At 68.5% G+C, this 16,029-nt stretch carries 12 protein-coding genes; 11 read left to right on the top strand and 1 reads right to left on the bottom strand.

Annotated features, from left to right (window positions below; all coding sequences use genetic code 11):
• The first annotated feature begins 69 nt into the window (after positions 1-69).
• The 5 genes from HBH26_RS02520 to HBH26_RS21125 all read left to right on the top strand — a co-directional run bounded on the left by HBH26_RS02520 (position 70) and on the right by HBH26_RS21125 (position 8,190).
• Positions 70-1,302, top strand: coding sequence for an acyl-CoA dehydrogenase family protein (locus tag HBH26_RS02520; RefSeq protein ID WP_168132984.1), 1,233 nt, complete (start codon positions 70-72; stop codon positions 1,300-1,302).
• Positions 1,303-1,504: 202 nt separating this feature from the next.
• Positions 1,505-2,569 (top strand): acyl-CoA dehydrogenase family protein, encoded by a 1,065-nt coding sequence (locus HBH26_RS02515; protein WP_168132983.1) that lies wholly within the window; start codon positions 1,505-1,507, stop codon positions 2,567-2,569.
• 216 nt (positions 2,570-2,785) lie between these two features.
• A complete protein-coding gene (locus HBH26_RS02510; protein ID WP_168132982.1) occupies positions 2,786-5,830 on the top strand; it encodes a TonB-dependent receptor domain-containing protein in 3,045 nt (1,014 codons plus the stop codon).
• 142 nt (positions 5,831-5,972) lie between these two features.
• Positions 5,973-7,268: a spinster family MFS transporter gene (locus HBH26_RS02505; protein ID WP_168132981.1), complete on the top strand. Its 1,296-nt coding sequence runs from the start codon at positions 5,973-5,975 to the stop codon at positions 7,266-7,268.
• A 79-nt stretch (positions 7,269-7,347) separates the two neighbouring features.
• A complete protein-coding gene (locus HBH26_RS21125) occupies positions 7,348-8,190 on the top strand; it encodes a helix-turn-helix domain-containing protein (protein ID WP_168132980.1) in 843 nt (280 codons plus the stop codon).
• A gap of 6 nt (positions 8,191-8,196) precedes the next feature.
• Here the strand turns inward: HBH26_RS21125 and HBH26_RS02495 are convergent, their stop codons facing one another.
• Positions 8,197-9,432, bottom strand: a complete 1,236-nt coding sequence (locus HBH26_RS02495; RefSeq protein WP_168132979.1) for a TetR/AcrR family transcriptional regulator — start codon at positions 9,430-9,432, stop codon at positions 8,197-8,199.
• Positions 9,433-9,586: 154 nt separating this feature from the next.
• On the opposite strand from HBH26_RS02495, the gene HBH26_RS02490 reads away from it, so the two are divergent.
• The 6 genes from HBH26_RS02490 to HBH26_RS02465 all read left to right on the top strand — a co-directional run bounded on the left by HBH26_RS02490 (position 9,587) and on the right by HBH26_RS02465 (position 15,978).
• Positions 9,587-10,894: an acyl-CoA dehydrogenase family protein gene (locus HBH26_RS02490; RefSeq protein WP_168132978.1), complete on the top strand. Its 1,308-nt coding sequence runs from the start codon at positions 9,587-9,589 to the stop codon at positions 10,892-10,894.
• A 118-nt stretch (positions 10,895-11,012) separates the two neighbouring features.
• Positions 11,013-12,098, top strand: a complete 1,086-nt coding sequence (locus HBH26_RS02485) for a Zn-dependent alcohol dehydrogenase (RefSeq protein WP_168132977.1) — start codon at positions 11,013-11,015, stop codon at positions 12,096-12,098.
• Between the two features lie 13 nt (positions 12,099-12,111).
• Complete coding sequence (locus HBH26_RS02480; RefSeq protein WP_168132976.1) at positions 12,112-13,161, top strand: phosphotransferase family protein; 1,050 nt, start codon at positions 12,112-12,114, stop codon at positions 13,159-13,161.
• A 23-nt stretch (positions 13,162-13,184) separates the two neighbouring features.
• Positions 13,185-13,949: an SDR family NAD(P)-dependent oxidoreductase gene (locus HBH26_RS02475; protein ID WP_168132975.1), complete on the top strand. Its 765-nt coding sequence runs from the start codon at positions 13,185-13,187 to the stop codon at positions 13,947-13,949.
• A gap of 91 nt (positions 13,950-14,040) precedes the next feature.
• A complete protein-coding gene (locus tag HBH26_RS02470; protein WP_168132974.1) occupies positions 14,041-14,856 on the top strand; it encodes an SDR family NAD(P)-dependent oxidoreductase in 816 nt (271 codons plus the stop codon).
• Positions 14,857-14,892: 36 nt separating this feature from the next.
• Positions 14,893-15,978 (top strand): catalase family protein, encoded by a 1,086-nt coding sequence (locus HBH26_RS02465; RefSeq protein WP_168132973.1) that lies wholly within the window; start codon positions 14,893-14,895, stop codon positions 15,976-15,978.
• Positions 15,979-16,029 lie beyond the last annotated feature (51 nt).

Below are 16,029 nucleotides of genomic sequence, written 5' to 3'. Positions count from 1 at the left end.
CGTCGCCGGGCGTGCGATGCAGCGACCATACCCGATCTTCTGAATCGCTGTTGCGGGAGAGAATGCGACATGGCGACCGCCGCCGAACTGGCCAACGATTCCGGCAGCCCCGCCGACCCCCTGGATGCGTTCCGGGGCGAGGCGAAGGCGTGGCTCGACGAGAATTTCGACCCCGCGCTACGGGGCAAGGACAACGCCATGTCCGCCGTCGACGGCCCGACCGAGGAGACGCCGGCGCAGCGGAAATGGCGCGAGGCGATGGGCGCCAAGGGCTGGGGCGTGCCGACCTGGCCGAAGGAATATGGCGGCGGCGGCCTGTCCCGCGCCGAGGCGCGCGTGCTGCAGGAGGAGATGGCGAAGATCGGCGCCTGGAACCCGATCGGCGGCATGGGCGTGATGATGTTCGGCCCCACGCTGCTGGAATATGGCAGCGAGGAGCAGAAGCGGCAGCATATCCCCGACATCGTCAAGGGCGAGGTCCGCTGGTGCCAGGGCTATTCGGAGCCGGGTGCCGGTTCCGATCTCGCGAGCCTTCAGACTTTCGCGGAGGACAAGGGCGATCACTATGTCGTCAACGGGCAGAAGACCTGGACGTCGGGCGGCCAGTGGGCGGACAAGTGCTTCGCGCTGGTGCGGACGGACAAGTCGCAGAAGCACGCGGGCATCAGCTTCCTGCTGATCGACATGGACGCGCCCGGGGTCGAGACCAAGCCGATCCGCCTCATCAGCGGCCAGTCCCCGTTCTGCGAGACGTTCTTCGCCGACGTGAAGGTACCCAAGGAAAACCTGGTCGGGCGCGAGGGGCAGGGCTGGGAGATCGGCACGCGCCTGCTCCAGCACGAGCGCAACTCGCTGTCCGGCGGCAGCGGCTCCGCCGGTCGCATGAACGCGGGCAAGACCGTGCCCGACATCGCGAAGAAGTATCGCGGCACCGACGCGGAAGGCCGGATCGACGATGCCGAGCTGCGCACGCGCATCATCAAGCACGAAATGGACCAGCGCGCCTTCGCGCTGACGCTGCGCCGCGCCGCGCTGGAGGCGAAGGGCAATGCCGGGCCGTCCGCCGCCACGTCGATCATGAAGAACGTCGGCGCGCGCATCACGCAGGACCGCGCCGAGCTGAATATCGAGATCATGGGGATGCAGGGGCTGGGCTGGGAAGGCGAGGGCTTCTCCGAGGACGAGCTGGCGCAGACGCGCAGCTGGCTGTGGGGGAAGGCGGTGTCGATCTACGGCGGTTCGTCGGAGATCCAGAACAACGTCATCGCCAAGCGCATCCTGGGGATGCTGGACCACCAGTGAGGTAGGAGAGGGGAAGGGCGAGCGGTGCGAAGATGCCGCTCGCCCGACCTTCATCGGTTTGGAACTTCCGATCGTTCGTCCTGAGGAGCCGCGCAGCGGCGTCTCGAAGGACATGCGCTGAGGCAGCCCTTCGTGACGGGCCTTCGCTGGCGCTCAGTCCCTCCTCAGGGCGAACGGACGGGACGGATGGAAAGGGAACGACATGGCCGTCCTGAACGACGAACAGGTGATGCTGCGCGACATGGCGCGCGAGTGGGCCGACAACGAGAGCCCGGTCGCCGCCTTCCGCAAGATGCGCGACGCGGGCAACGCGGAGGGTTTCGACCGTGGGCAATGGGAAGCCGTCGGGCAGATGGGCTGGGCCGGCGTGCTGATTCCGGAGGAGCACGGCGGCTCCGCCTTCGGCTACCTCTCGCTCGGCCTGGTCGTCGAGCAGCTGGGGCGCAATCTCGCGGCCTCGCCGCTGGCGTCGACCGCAGTGGCGGCGTCGGCGATCGTCGAAGGATCGTCGGACGCCGCGAAGGGCGAGTGGCTGCCGCGACTGGCCGCGGGCGAGGCGATCGCGACGCTGGCGATCGACGAGGGCCCGATCCACGACCGCGCGATCGGCGCGACGGTGACGGACGGCAGGCTGACCGGCACGAAGAAGTTCGTCGCCGAGGGCGACGCCGCCGACGCCTTCGTGGTCGCGGCGACCGACGGCCTCTACCTCGTCGCGAAGGGCGAGGGCGTTTCCGTCTCCTCGCGCCGGATGGCGGATTCGCGCAGTCACGCCGACGTGGCGTTCGACGGCGCGGCGGCCGAGAAGCTGGGCGGGCCGGAGCTGACGCAGGCGATCGCCGATCGCGCCGCGGCGGTGATCGCGGCGGAGATGCTGGGCATGGCGGAGAGCGCCTTCCACCAGACCAACGACTATCTGAAGCAGCGCGTCCAGTTCGGGCAGGTACTGTCGACGTTCCAGGCGCTGCAGCACCGCATGGCGAAGATGCTGACCGAGCTGGAGCTGATGCGCTCCGCGGTGGAAGGCGCGCTGGAGGCGATCGACGCGCGCCGCTCCGACGTCGACCAGGCGGTGAGCCTGGCCAAGGCGGTGGCGGGCGACACGCTGAAGCTGGTCAGCCGCGAGATGGTGCAGCTGCACGGCGGCGTCGGCATGACTGACGAATATGCCGCTGGCCTGTACCTGAAGCGTGCCGCGGTGCTGGAGACGATGTGGGGCAATGCCGCCTGGCATCGCGACCGCTTCGCGCGGCTGAACGGCTATTGATCCAGCGTCGTATCGCGACCGCCGATGACCCGGCGCGGCCCTGCCGCGGCTTTTCCTTGCCGCGGCAACCAGCATCCCGCTGAAATCGAAGCGGAGGTAGGGCCGAATCGAGAAAGTTGCCCGCCGCCTTATTGACCTTCATCCTCAATCGGGTTCTAAATCGAACCCACGGTACGGAGCCGAGAAGCGTTCCGACCGCCAGGAGAGGAGAAAGGGATGACGGGCAAGGTTCTGCTCGCCTGCGCGGGGTCGACGCTGGCCTTCGCGCTGGCCGCCCCGGCGGGGGCACAGATCGGTGGCGATCCGGCGACCATCCAGACGACCGAGGATGCGGGCCCCGGTGCCCCCGACATCATCGTCACCGGCTCGCTGATCCGCGGAACGCCGGAGGATGCGGCGGTCCCGGTCGACGTGATCTCCGCCGACGAGCTCGCCAAGCAGGGGGCGCCCACCGCGGTCGAGCTGCTGAAGAACCTGCCGACGTCCAACGGTGTCATCGGCGACGCGAACCAGTTCGACAGCCGCAGCCAGGGCAACGAGGGCGTCGCCTCCGTCAACCTGCGCGGCCTCGGCCCGCAGCGCACGCTGGTGCTGCTGAACGGCAAGCGCATCGTGCAGTCCGCCGGCAGCGGCATCCCGATCGTCGACATCAATTTGATTCCCTCCGGCGCGATCGGGCGGATCGAGGTGCTGAAGGACGGTGCCGCCGCCACCTACGGCTCCGACGCCATCGCTGGCGTGGTCAACTTCATCACTCGCGACGACCAGCAGGGTTTTCTCGCCTCGGGCGACTATCGCTACATCAAGGGGTCGGACGGCGACTATGGCGGGGCGATCAGCTACGGCCACTCGGGCGACGGCTTCCGCATGCTCGCCTCGTTCGGCTATCAGCACCGCTCCGAGCTTCGCACCACCGACCGCGACTTCACCGTTCAGCCCTATGCCAACAATCCGCAGGGCGGCTGGACCGGCGGCGGCAACCCGGGCAATTTCGACTTCAACGCGACCGTCGGGGGGCTGAACTTCACGACCGACCTCGGCTGCACCGCAGTGGGCGGGTTCCGCAGCGTGACGGGATCGACCACCGACCGCTGCTTCAACAATTACGGCCAGTTCGGCAATCTGGTGGAGCCGGAGGACCGCTACCAGGCCTATGTCGAGGTCGCGTTCGACGTCGCCAGCAACGCCAAGCTGACGCTGACCGGCCTCTACGGCCACAGCGAGACGCGCATCACCACCTCGCCGACGTACCTGCCGACGCTGCCCCCTTCGGCCAACGCCGCGGGCGGCGGGGGCGGGGTGTTCCAGATCCCGACCTACGCGCCTGCGCTGCGCGACTATTGTGCGGTCTACGGCGCGGCGTCGAACTGCCTCACCGCGGGCGGCACGCCGCTGGCACCGGCGCTGGCCTTCCCGGTCCTGTTCCGTCCTGCCTTCCTCGCGGGCAACCCGCTGCTGATCGGCGGCAGCAACGACCGCGGCTCCGCCACCTCGCCGCGCCAATCCGATTCGATTCGCTTCACCGCGGACCTTCAGATCGACCTGACGCCGGGCCTCGTCCTGTCGGCAGGAGGCACGTACAGCGAGTATTACCGCGACTTCGGCGGCACCGACACGTTCGGCGACCTCTTCCAGAACGCGCTGGCGGGGTTCGGCGGACAGAATTGCGCCTATGCCTCCGCGGCCTCGCGCGCCGGGCTGACCGCCGCGCAGGTCGCCGCCCTCGCTGGCACCAACGGCTGCACCTTCTACAATCCCTTTTCCACCGCGATCCAGGTGAACCCCGTCACCGGACAGGTGAACCCCAACTTCGCCGGCACGCGCAGCCCGGCGGGCTTCAGCCTGACGCCGGGGGCGGGGCTGGTGAACGACGTGGCGACGTTCGACAACTTCTTCCAGGACACGCGCACGGTGGCGGACACGAAGCTGTTCGTCGGCGACTTGGTGCTCTCCGGCAGCAGCGGCATCACGCTGCCCGGCGGCGAGCTCGCCTTCGCGATCGGCGCGCAATATCGGAAGAACAACTACGCGCGCACGTACAACGACGTCAGCAACCTGGCGTCCTTCCCGTGTCCCGGCACGCCGCTGAACCCGGCCGCCACCTGCACACAGCAGACCGGGGCGCTCGGCTTCCTGGGCACGAACCGCAACGCGCGGCTCGGCGACGACGTCTACGCGGTGTTCGCCGAATTGCAGGTGCCGATCGTCGATGCGCTGAACCTGCAATTGTCGGCCCGGTACGAGGATTACGGCGGTTCGGTCGGCTCCACCTTCGACCCGCAGGCGCGCGCCAAGTTGCAGATCACGGACTGGCTGGGCGTGCGCGGCGGCGCGGGCACCACGTTCCGCGGGCCGCCGGCGCAGAACCTGGACGGCAACCTGACCGCGCTGCAGATCATCGGCACGTCGTTCCGCGCGGTCGACGTGAACGGAAATCCCAATCTGGCGCCCGAGAGCGCCACGACGTACAACGGCGGCGTCATCGTCGAGGCGGGCGGGTTCAACGCCAGCGTCGACTATTTCAAGTACGACCTGTCGGGACCGATCGAGGGCGAGCCGACGCAGGGCATCGTCAACGCGCTGTTCGGCGCCAGCGGCACCGCGAATTGCGGCAACCCCGCCTTCGCCGCACTGCAGGCGCGCTTCACCTTCACCGCGGCGGGCTGCGGCATCGCCAACGTCCAGCGGCTGCGCACCCAGGTCATCAACTCCGCCGACGTGTCCACCTCCGGCCTCGATTTCCAGGCGAGCTTCCGCGGCGATCTGGGGCCGGGCCGGCTGCTGGTGGGCGGCGCGGGCACCTATGTCATCGAGTACAAGACCGGCGACGTCACCGTCGAAGGCGTCGTGGTGCAGCCCACCTTCGACGGCGTGGGGCAGCTCAACTATCAGACGACCGCCTATCCGATTCCGCAATGGAAGGGGAATTGGTACGTGCAGGGCGATCTGGACAACATGTCGCTGCGCATCCAGTTCAACTATATCGACGGCTACACCGACCAGCGCGGCGCCGCGATCTTCGGGCCCAACGCCGCCGCGCTCGCCGGCGCGTCGGTGACGCGCGGCAAGGAGATCGGCGCGTTCAAGACCGCGGACGTCACCTATCGCCTGCAGTTCAGCACCGGCACGACGATCGCGGTCTCCGCGCTCAACATCTTCGATCGCGATCCGCCGTTCGCGCGGCTGGATCAGAACTACGACCCGTTCACCGGCAACCCGCTGGGCTTCACCGCCAAGGTGGCGCTGTCGCAGAAGTTCTGAACGTTCGGTACGTCGTTCGGCCCTGCTCAGCCTCGACTGGGCAGGGCTTTTCGTATCAAAGGGTTGCCGCGTAAGTTCCGTTATGGAAGGCTGCGTCGGGCGGGCCTAGCCTGTCATCATCACGAGCAGGAGAGAGCCGCCTATGGCGAAGGTGCTGAACCGCCCCGAGATCGCCGACACGCTGGCCCTGCGCAGACGCGGCCTGACGCTCACGCTGCTGACGCTCACCTATTTCTTCAGCTTCATGGACCGGCAGATCCTGGCGATCCTGCTGGAGCCGATCAAGCGCGACCTGGTGCTGACCGACACGCAGCTGGGCCTGCTGTCGGGCCTGGTCTTCGCCCTGTTCTACGCGACGCTGGGCGTGCCGATCGCGCGGCTGGCGGACCGCACCAACCGTCGCAACATCATCGCCGCCAGCCTGGCGATCTGGTCCGCGATGACCGCAATGTGCGGCGTCGCGCAGAACTTCACGCAACTCCTCCTGTTCCGCATCGGCGTGGGCGTGGGCGAGGCGGGATCGGGGCCGCCCAGCCAGTCGATCATCGCCGACCTCTACCCGCCGGAGAAGCGCGCCAGTGCGATGGCGATCTACTCGCTCGGCGTCCTGCTGGGCGGCGGACTGGGCATCATGATCGGCGGCAACGTCGCGCACGCCTATGGCTGGCGCGCGGCCATGATGGTCGTCGGCATTCCGGGCGTCGTCCTGGCGCTGATCGTGCGCTTCGTAATGGTGGAACCGCGCCGCGGCCTGTCGGACGTCGCGCGCGTGGCAGAAGAGACCGACGAGCCGCTGCCCGGCATGTGGCACGGCTTCCTCCAGATGCTGCACAACGGCGCGGCGGTCTATCTCGTGTGCGGCATCATGCTGACCTCGCTGGTCGGCTACGCGCTGACCGGGTGGGGCCCGAGCTACATGCAGCGCTCGCTCGGCATGTCGATGCTAGACGTCGCCAATTACATCGCGCTTCCCGCCGCGCTGACCAGCGCGGTCTCGGCGCTGGTCGGCGGTGCGATCGCGGACCGGATGGCCAAGCGTCACGGGCTCCACACGCAGCCGTGGGTGATCGCCGTCATGAAGACGATCGCCTTTCCGTTCGCCGTCGGCTTCTACTTCATCGACAACGTTCCGCTGGCGCTGACGTCCTATTTCGTCGCGTCGCTGTTCGCCGGCGCGTACATCGGGCCGACCTACGCGCTGATCCAGCATCTCGCGCCACTGCGGCTGCGCGCGATGTGGGCCGCGCTGGCGTTGCTGTTCACCAATCTGGTGGGCTTGGGCCTCGGTCCGCTGGCGGTCGGCAGGATCAGCGACATGCTGGCGCCGACCTACGGCACCGAATCGCTGCGCTACGCCATGTTCGCGGTGGCGCTGCTAACGCCGGTGCCGATCTTCTGCTACTGGCGCGCAGGCGTGTTGATGCGCAGACATAGGTGAACGAGAAAGATCGCGTCCTCCTCTTCCGTCCCGTAGCATTTTGATTACAACCCCGGTCGCTTGAGCGCTGGGGGGCGGTGTGGAGCAGGGGGCAGGTTCACCGATCAGTTACTGGCGCGCGTCCGACGCGCTGTCGGGTTACGTCTCCGGCTACCACCGCTACGCGGTGGCGCTGCCGCCGGGCGCAGTGCTGCGCGACGCGCTGTTTCCCGGCTGGTCGAGCATCCGCTTCGCGCTGACCGGAAGCGGGGCCTGGTCGGTGAGGCTGGGCTCCCGACGCGTCGACCCCGTCCCTACGGCGTCGTTCCACGGGCCGAGCAGCTACGCCGGCTACGTCGAGACCGGCGGCGGGACCCTGGTCGGCGTCGGCCTGCTGCCGATGGGGTGGGCCGCGCTGTTCGGCGGCGATATCTCCCGCCACGCCAACCGCGTCGTGCCGGCCGCCCTGCTGGATCCGTACCTGCCCGCGCTGGGCGAGCGGCTGAACGCGGGCGAGGATCCCGCCGCCGTGTTCGAGGAGTGGCTGCTCGACCGGCTGGCACGCAGCCGGCCGATCGACCCGCGTATCGTCACGCTGTACGACCTGCTGAGCGATGCGACGGTCGACCGGATCGAGGGCGTCGCCGACGCGCTGGACATGTCGCAGCGCGCGCTCGCCGCCTTCACCCGCCTTCATTTCGGGTTCACGCCCAAGCTGTTGCTGCGCCGCGGCCGCTTCCTGCGCGCGCTGAGCGGGGTGCTGACCGTACCAGACGCCGGGGCCGCGCTGCTGGAGGAGGCGGGCTATTGGGACCGGTCGCACTTCCTGCGCGACTGCCACCTGTTCCTGGGCTGCTCCGTGCGCGAGTTCGAGAAGCGACGCGGGCCGCTGAACCAGATGGCGATGAACGTGCGCGCCGCGGTGATCGGTGCGCCGGTGTAGCCGGGCTCAGCCGTCGATCACGCGATCGTCGAACAGGCCGAACATCAACGTGGAGGCGTAGAGCGCCGACGCGCGCTCGGGCGGCATCGACCATGCCCATTTCCGCATGTCGAACGCGGCGTTCAGGAACGCCATCATCGCCTGGCTGGCGACGAGCGTGTCGACCGGGCGGATCGTCCCCTCGCCGATGCCGTCGGACATCGTGCCGGCGAAGCGACGCGCGATGCGGTTCGACCGGTCCACCATCGACTGGCGCACGCCGTGCGGCAGGCCGGACAGCGCGGTGGTGCGCAGCAGCGAGCCGTGCTGCGAGAATTGCACGCCGATCAGCGTCGCCACCGTGTCGCACAAGCGCTGCCACTGCGTCCCGCCGCGCTCGTCCGCCAGCCGCTGCGCCGCCGCGATCGTGTCGAAGCTGCGGCGATAGCAGGCGGCGACGAGATCGTCCTTGGCGTCGAGGTGGTGGTAGAAGCTGCCTTTCGTCACGTTCAGCTCGCTGGCGATGCGCTGCACGCTGGCGCCGCGATAGCCGAGTTCGTTGATGAGCCGCGTCGCCGCCAGCAGGAATGCCTCGCGCCCGGGCACCGCGTCGCCGGGCGGCAGGTCGATTGGCTGGGGCGACCAGGCCGCACCCGGGCCGGCGATGCCGTGGCGGAAGATGTCGGTCAGCCGGGCGATGGCACGCGGATACTGGTCCCGTTCGTAACGGGGGAGCCACACCGGCAACCAGAACATATTCTCCAGCAGCACGTGCGCACGCGCCCCCGCCAGGTCGGTCGCGGCGCGCCCCTTGCCCTCGCCCCACAACGCGCGGGTGCGCCGGAACACCTCGCGCCAGCCGGCCATCAGCCCGGCGCGTACCGGCTCGTCCATGGCGCGCAGGTCGGAAAGGACGGCGAAGGGGCGCTCCTCGCCGTCGGCGATCCGCTCCAGCCGCGCCAGGTTGATCGCCAGGAACCGCTCCACCCGTTCCGCCGGGGTGGACGCCTCCATCGCCGCGTCCAGCATCACCATCAGATAGTCGAGCGTATGCTCGAACGCGGCGGCGGCGAGGTCTTCCTTGCGCTTGAAGTAGTAGGTGACGCTGGTGGTGTTCAGCCCGACGCGGCGAGCCACGTCGGCGAAGGTCATGCCCTTCGCGCTCTGCTCGTTGATCGCCTCCGCCGCGGCAGCGAGGATCGCCTCGCGCTTCTCGCGGAAACGCCGCGTGCCCGTGTCGGCCTCGTCCCTCAGGTCCCCCATCGAACGATCCTAGCACGGGGTTTTCGAAGAAACAGTCCCTTTTTCTTTCCCCGACCATGCCGCGGTGCCGTAGCCGCGGCGGCGGAAATTGGGCGCTTTACCGAATAAGCGGTATGGCCTAGACGCGGATCAAACGAAGTGGCGGAGGGATGCGATGGATTTCACTCTCAGCGAGCGCGAGACCTATTTCAGGGATCGCGTGAAGGCGTTCATCGACGCGGAGGTGACGCCGCGCCAGGATGAATACCACCGCCAGCACCACGAAGGCGACCCGTGGAAGGTGATCCCCGTGGTGGAGGAGGTGAAGGAGCGGGCGCGTGCCGCCGGGCTGTGGAACTTCTTCATGCCGCCGCACTCGGGCCAGCACCACGTCGACGACACCTTCGAGTTCGAGGGGACGCAGCTGACCAACCTGGAATATGCCCTCTGCGCCGAGGAGATGGGCAAGATCGGCTGGGCGAGCGAGGTGTTCAACTGCTCCGCGCCGGATACCGGCAACATGGAGGTGCTGCACCGCTACGGCACGCGCGAGCAGAAGGAGCGGTGGCTGCGGCCGCTGATGAACGGCGAGATCCGCTCCGTCTTCCTGATGACCGAGCCCGCGGTCGCCTCCTCCGACGCGACCAACATCGAGACGCGCATCGTGCGCGACGGCGACCATTACGTCATCAACGGCCGCAAATGGTGGTCCTCGGGCGTGGGCGATCCGCGTTGCAAGGTCGGCATCCTGATGGGGAAGACCAATTTCGAGGCGTCCCGCCATCAGCAGCAGAGCCAGGTGCTGGTGCCGATGGACACGCCGGGCATCAAGATCGAGCGGATGCTGTCGGTCTACGGCTACAACCATGCGCCGCACGGCCACGGCGAGGTCAGCTTCACCGACGTTCGCGTCCCGGTCGAGAACGTGATCCTGGGCGAGGGCCGCGGGTTCGAGATCGCGCAGGGCCGGCTGGGGCCGGGCCGCATCCACCATTGCATGCGCACGATCGGCGCGGCCGAGGTGGGACTGGAGAAGATGGCGAAGCGCCTCTTGAGCCGCGTGGCGTTCGGCAAGCGCATCTCCGATCACTCGGTATGGGAGCAGCGCGTTGCGCAGGCCCGCATCGAGATCGAGATGACGCGCCTGCTCTGCCTGAAGGCGGCGCAGACGATGGACGTCGCCGGCAACAAGGCCGCGTCGCAGGAGATCGCGATGATCAAGGTCTTCGCGCCCAACATGGCGCTGCGGATCCTGGACGACGCGGTGCAGGCGCATGGCGGCGCGGGCGTGGCGGAGGATTTCGGGCTGGCCCATGCCTGGGCGTCGCAGCGCACTCTGCGGCTGGCCGACGGTCCCGACGAGGTCCACGCGCGCGCCATCGCCCGCAACGAATTCGGCAAGTACGGCGACTGGAAGGTGGATCGCCCGTCGAATGACCGCGGACCCGAAGTGTCGAGCGGGGACATCGGGGTCAGCCGGTAAGTCAGCGAATTGACGTCATCCGGCGCGGGCCGGGATCCAGGGCAGCAAGCGAGGCGCCCCTGGGTCTGGACTCCGGCGTTCGCCGGGGTGACGCATCGGGCGAGGGGAGGGGAGGCGCATGAAGGCCGCGATATTGTTCGAGACGAAGCAGCCGCTGGAGATCGCCGACGTGGACGTCGCGACTCCCGGCGCGCACGAGGTGCTGATCCGCACGGTCGCGGTCGGCGTGTGCCGGTCCGACCTGCACTTCGTCGACGGCACCTACCCGCACCCGCTGCCCGCCATCCCCGGCCACGAGGCCGCGGGCGTGGTGGAGGCGGTGGGAGCCGAGGTGCGCACGGTGAAGCCCGGTGACCACGTCGTCACCTGTCTTTCCGCCTTCTGCGGCCACTGCGAATTCTGCGTCACCGGCCGCATGTTCCTGTGCGTCAGCACCGACGTGCGCCGTGGCAAGGGCGAGGCGCCGCGGCTGCGGATGGCCAACGGCGACCCCGTCAACCAGATGCTCAACCTGTCCGCCTATGCGGAAATGATGCTGGTCCACGAGCATGCGTGCGTGGCCATCGACCGCGACATGCCGCTCGATCGCGCCGCGCTGATCGGCTGCGCGGTTACGACGGGCGCGGGCGCGGTGTTCAACACCACCGACGTCTCGCCGGGCGAGACGGTCTGCGTCGTCGGCTGCGGCGGCATCGGCCTCGCGGCGGTCAATGCGGCGAAGATCGCGGGCGCGGGCAAGATCATCGCGCTCGATCCCGTGCCGGAAAAGCGCGCCATCGCCGAGAAGCTGGGCGCCACGCACACGTTCGACGCGATGAGCGAGACCGCGGTGGCGGAGGTGGTCGAGCTGACGAAGGGCGGCGTCCACCACGCGATCGAGGCCGTGGGCCGTCCGCAGTCGGCGGACACCAGCGTGAAGGTGCTACGCCGCGGCGGCACCGCCACGATCCTGGGCATGATGCCGCTGAACGAGAAGGTCGGCCTTTCGGCGATGGACCTCCTCTCCGGCAAGCGATTGCAGGGCGGGATCATGGGGTACAACCGCTTCCCGGTCGATATTCCGCGGCTGGTCGACTTCTACCAGCGCGGGCTGCTCGACCTCGATACGATCATCGCCGAGCGGCTGCCGCTGGCGCAGATCAACCACGCCTTCGACGAACTGCGCAGGGGGGACGCCACGCGCAGCGTCATCACGTTCTCGTGAAGAGGATGGGCGCATGAGCGAGCTTCAGGACGAGATCGCCGAACGCGACCGCCTGGATACGGAGCGGCTCTCGGCGTGGATGCAGGCCAACGTGCCCGATTTCGCGGGGCCGCTCAGCTACGCCAAGTTCGCCGGCGGCCAGTCGAACCCCACGTACAAGCTGATGACGCCGGGGCGCGACTACGTGCTGCGGCGCAAGCCGATGGGCGAGCTGCTGCCCAGCGCGCACCAGGTGGATCGCGAGCATCGCGTGATGGCCGCGCTCCACCCCACCGGCTTTCCCGTCCCGCGCCAGTACGGCCTGTGCGAGGAGGATGCGGTCATCGGCAGCGCCTTCTACGTGATGGAGATGGTGGACGGGCGCACGATCTGGGATGGCGCCATGCCGGACCTGACGCCCGAGCAGCGCCGCGACCATTATCACGCGATGATCGACACGCTGGCGGACCTGCACAACACCGACCACGAGGCCATCGGCCTCACCGATTTCGGTCGGCCCGGCAACTATTTCGAGCGGCAGGTCAGCCGCTGGACCAAGCAGTATCGCGGCGCCGAGACCGAGCACATGCCCGCGATGGAGGCGCTGATCGAGTGGCTGCCGCGCACCGTGCCCGAGCAGACCCGCACGTCGATCGTCCACGGCGACTATCGCGTCGACAACATGAAGTTCGCGCCCGGCACCGAGGCGCAGGTGGCGGCCGTGCTCGACTGGGAATTGTGCACGCTGGGCGATCCCACGGCGGATCTCACCTACTATCTGATGAGCTGGGTGACCGAGCCGGAGGGCCGGTCCGGCGTGATGGGGCTGACCGGGCCGGACACCGGCATCCCCACGTTGGAGGAGATGGTGGCGCGCTATTGCGCGCGCACCGGGCGCGACGGTCTGCCGCAGCTCGACTGGTATTTCGCCTTCAACCTGTTCCGTCTCGCCAGCATCGTACAGGGCATCAAGAAGCGTTTCCTGATCGGCACGGCGTCCAACGCCAAGGCGGAAGCGACCGCCGCGCGCGTGCCGCACCTGGTCGACGCGGCGTGGGACTTCGCGAAGAAGGCAGGCGCGTGAGAGGACGGGAGGGAGGGAGTTCGATGTCGCTGTTCGATCTGACCGGGAAGGTCGTGCTCATCACCGGATCCTCGCGCGGGATCGGTCTGGCCTCCGCGATCGCCTGCGCGGAGCAGGGCGCGAAGGTGGTGATCTCCAGCCGCAAGCAGGACGCGTGCGACGCCGCCGCGGCGGACATCAACGCCCGCTTCGGCGAGGGGACCGCCATTGCGGTTGCCGCGAACATCTCCGACAAGGCGGGGCTCCAGGCGCTGGTCGATGCCACGCGCGCGGCGTTCGGCCGCATCGACGTGCTCGTCTGCAACGCCGCGTCCAACCCCTATTACGGCCCGCAGGAGGGGATCGCGGACGAGCAGTTCCGCAAGATCCTGGACAACAACATCGTTTCCAACCATTGGCTCATCACGATGGTCGCGCCGGAGATGAAGGAGCGCAACGAGGGCAGCATCGTCATCGTCAGCTCGATCGGCGGCCTGCGCGGATCGACCGTGATCGGCGCCTATTGCATCAGCAAGGCCGCCGACATGCAGCTCGCACGCAACCTGGCGCACGAGTACGGGCCGCACGGCATCCGCGTGAACTGCATCGCGCCGGGCCTCATCAAGACCGATTTCGCGCGCGCGCTGTGGGAGGATGAGGCCGCAGCGGCGCAGCGCAACGCCACCACCCCGCTGCGCCGCATCGGCGAGCCCGACGAGATCGCGGGCGCCGTGGTCTATCTCGCCAGCCGCGCCAGCGCCTTCATGACTGGCCAGACGATGGTGATCGACGGGGGCGTCACGATCTGACGGCCGGGACGCCGTTCGTGCTGGGCCTGTCGAAGCACGTGCCGGGAACACGCCCTTCGACAGGCTCGGGGCGAACGGAGAAGGGAACGACATGGCGCGCTTTCAGGACAGATCGATCATCGTCACCGGTGCGGGCTCCGGCATCGGCCGCGCCGCGGCCACGCTCTTCGCTGCGGAAGGGGGCAAGGTGGTGGTCGCCGATATCAACGACACCGCGGACGCGACGGTGCAGGCGATCCGCGACGCCGGCGGCACCGCGGAGGCGATCCGCATCGACGCGGGAAGCGAGGAGGACGTGGCGAAGGCAGTGGCGCTCGCCTGCGACCGCTTCGGCGGGCTGGACGTGATGTTCGCCAACGCCGGCATCTCCGGCGGGATGGCCAACATCTTCGACACCGACGTGTCGCTCATTACCGAGGTGCTGCGCGTCAACCTGATCGGGCCCTATCTCGCCGTCAAGCACGCCGCGCCGCGCATCGCGGAGCGGGCCGGTCAGACGGGCAGGGGCGGCGCGATCATCCTGACGGCCAGCGTCGCGGGCATCCGCTCCGGCGCGGGGTCGCCGGCCTATTCGGCGTCGAAGGCGGGCGTCATCAACCTCGCCATGGTGTCCGCCCAGCAGTTGTCCGGCTCCAACGTGCGCGTGAACGCGATCTGCCCGGGGCTGACCGAAACCGGTATGACCAAGCCGACCTTCGACTATGCGCGCGACGCGAACAAGATGGACCGCGTCGGCCGCCTCAACCCGCTGCGCCGCGGCGCGCAGCCCGAGGAGCTGGCGAAGGTCGCACTTTTCCTCGCCTCCGACGACGCGAGCTACGTCAACGGCCAGGCGATCGCGGTGGACGGCGGCCTGTCGTCCAGCCACCCGGTGACCAAGCAGGAGTACGGCCGCACCGCGGTGTGAGGAACGTCGCCGGGCGGCAGAGGTTGATCCTTGATAATGCAAGGAGATCGCCTCGTGACCGCACCCGTCCGCTACCACGACCAGATCGAGGACGTCCGCGCCGACGAGGCGGAGACGGTGGCGGCACTGAACGACACGTTCGACCGGATCCTGACACGGACGCACGAGGATTACGGCCACGCCGTCCGCTCGGTCCATGCCAAGGCGCACGCCATCCTCGACGGCACGCTGACGATCGACGCGGGATTGCCGCCCGAGCTGGCACAGGGGCTGTTCGCGCGAGCAGGCGAGCATCGCGTGCTGATGCGGCTGTCGACCAACCCGGGGGACATCCTCGACGACGCGATATCGGTGCCGCGCGGGCTGGCGCTGAAGGTGCTGGACGTGGACGGCGAGCGGCTGCCGGGGGCGGAAGGGCGCACGCAGGACTTCATCCTCGTCAACGCGCCCGTGTTCCAGGCGAGGACGGCGGACACGTTCCTCGGCAATCTGAAGCTGCTGGCGAAGACCACCGACCGGGCGGAAGGGGCAAAGGTGGCCCTGTCGGCGGTGCTTCGCGGCGTCAACGCCGCCCTCTCCGCGGTCGGTGTGGACAGCGCGGCGGTGAAGACGCTGGGCGGCGCCCCCAACGTGGAGCCGCTTGGCGAGACCTATTTCAGCGCGACTCCGTTCCGCTACGGCGATCACGTGGCGAAGTTCAGCCTGAAGCCGCTGGCGCCGGCGATGACCGCGCTGACCGGCGAGACGATCGATCCCGCGGGCGACCGCGACGCGATCCGCCATCGTTTGCGCGACGAGATGCGCTCGATCGATGCGGAATGGGAGTTCCGCGTCCAGCTCGCCCGCGACCTGGCGAAGCAGCCGGTCGAGGATCCTACCGTCGAGTGGGACGAGGTGGAGGCGCCATGGCAGCGGGTCGGCATCGTGCGGGCGCGGGCGCAGGACAGCTGGGATCCGGCCCTGGTCGAGGAGGTGAACGAGCGCACCCGCTTCAGCATCTGGACGGCTCTTGCCGCCCACCGGCCGCTGGGCAACGTCAATCGCGCGCGTCGCGATACGTACCGCCACTCCGCCGAGTTTCGTCAGCGGGCGAACGGATGCCCGATCCACGAGCCGTCGTAATCGCTGCAAACGATTTCAGTCAAGCGGATTTTTATAACCGATGTTAGTTTT

The organism is Sphingomonas corticis (assembly GCF_012035195.1).
GTDB lineage: Bacteria > Pseudomonadota > Alphaproteobacteria > Sphingomonadales > Sphingomonadaceae > Sphingomonas > Sphingomonas corticis.
The sequence above is the reverse complement of the archived record's forward strand: the minus strand, read 5'-3'. Positions and strand labels throughout refer to the sequence as shown.

What these genes read in the sequence shown, in the direction of transcription:
- HBH26_RS02465 (WP_168132973.1), top strand. Translation starts at nt 14,893, where the DNA reads ATGCAAGGAGATCGCCTCGTGACCGCACCCGTCCGCTACCACGACCAG.
- HBH26_RS02485 (WP_168132977.1), top strand. Translation starts at nt 11,013, where the DNA reads ATGAAGGCCGCGATATTGTTCGAGACGAAGCAGCCGCTGGAGATCGCC.
- HBH26_RS02510 (WP_168132982.1), top strand. Translation starts at nt 2,786, where the DNA reads ATGACGGGCAAGGTTCTGCTCGCCTGCGCGGGGTCGACGCTGGCCTTC.
- HBH26_RS02475 (WP_168132975.1), top strand. Translation starts at nt 13,185, where the DNA reads ATGTCGCTGTTCGATCTGACCGGGAAGGTCGTGCTCATCACCGGATCC.
- HBH26_RS02495 (WP_168132979.1), bottom strand. Translation starts at nt 9,432, where the DNA reads ATGGGGGACCTGAGGGACGAGGCCGACACGGGCACGCGGCGTTTCCGC.
- HBH26_RS02520 (WP_168132984.1), top strand. Translation starts at nt 70, where the DNA reads ATGGCGACCGCCGCCGAACTGGCCAACGATTCCGGCAGCCCCGCCGAC.
- HBH26_RS02490 (WP_168132978.1), top strand. Translation starts at nt 9,587, where the DNA reads ATGGATTTCACTCTCAGCGAGCGCGAGACCTATTTCAGGGATCGCGTG.
- HBH26_RS02515 (WP_168132983.1), top strand. Translation starts at nt 1,505, where the DNA reads ATGGCCGTCCTGAACGACGAACAGGTGATGCTGCGCGACATGGCGCGC.
- HBH26_RS02505 (WP_168132981.1), top strand. Translation starts at nt 5,973, where the DNA reads ATGGCGAAGGTGCTGAACCGCCCCGAGATCGCCGACACGCTGGCCCTG.
- HBH26_RS02480 (WP_168132976.1), top strand. Translation starts at nt 12,112, where the DNA reads ATGAGCGAGCTTCAGGACGAGATCGCCGAACGCGACCGCCTGGATACG.
- HBH26_RS02470 (WP_168132974.1), top strand. Translation starts at nt 14,041, where the DNA reads ATGGCGCGCTTTCAGGACAGATCGATCATCGTCACCGGTGCGGGCTCC.